The organism is Nocardia sp. 852002-20019_SCH5090214 (genome assembly GCF_001665865.1).
GTDB lineage: Bacteria > Actinomycetota > Actinomycetes > Mycobacteriales > Mycobacteriaceae > Nocardia > Nocardia nova.
On the sequence record NZ_LZMK01000323.1, the window covers coordinates 1 to 518 of the forward strand.

1 pseudogene is annotated in these 518 nt (G+C 71.4%); it reads right to left on the minus strand.

Annotation, left to right across the window (positions count from 1 at the left end):
• Positions 1 to 494, minus strand: a pseudogene (locus A5780_RS25870) (hypothetical protein); the annotation flags it as partial.
• Positions 495 to 518 lie beyond the last annotated feature (24 nt).

Below are 518 nucleotides of genomic sequence, written 5' to 3' on the forward strand. Positions count from 1 at the left end.
GGAACCTGACCCGGAGCGAGCTGCACACCCAGCTCGATCGCCTTGGCTTCCACCGCCGCCCAGCACAGATCATCGAGCTCGCGGCCACGACCCATGTACTTGGCGCGCTCGTCGATCGGCTGCCGATCCGCCTTGCTCAGGCCCTTGCCCAGCGCGACATGGGCGGGACGGCCCTTGCGGTAACGGCGCTCGGCACGCGCGGCCACACACTTGCGACACGCCCACCGCACACCGATCGCGGTCGCGGCCACCGTCGCCAGCCCGCCGCCGACGAGGGTGCCCAGTGCGGCGGTGGCCTCACCGGTCCACGCAATATCGTGGGTGGCCATCAGGTGCCAGCCCAGCGCGACGGGGTTCTTCAGCGGCACATCCTGTGCCGGGCCGCCGTACATCGGGGCCGCCCACACCGCTGCACCGGCCAGCTCGATCAACGACGGCACCCCCACCGCCAAACCGAGCGCCGCGCCGTACTGCGCGTTCTCGCCGCTGGACATCGACGGGGCCTTCTGACTGCGGTC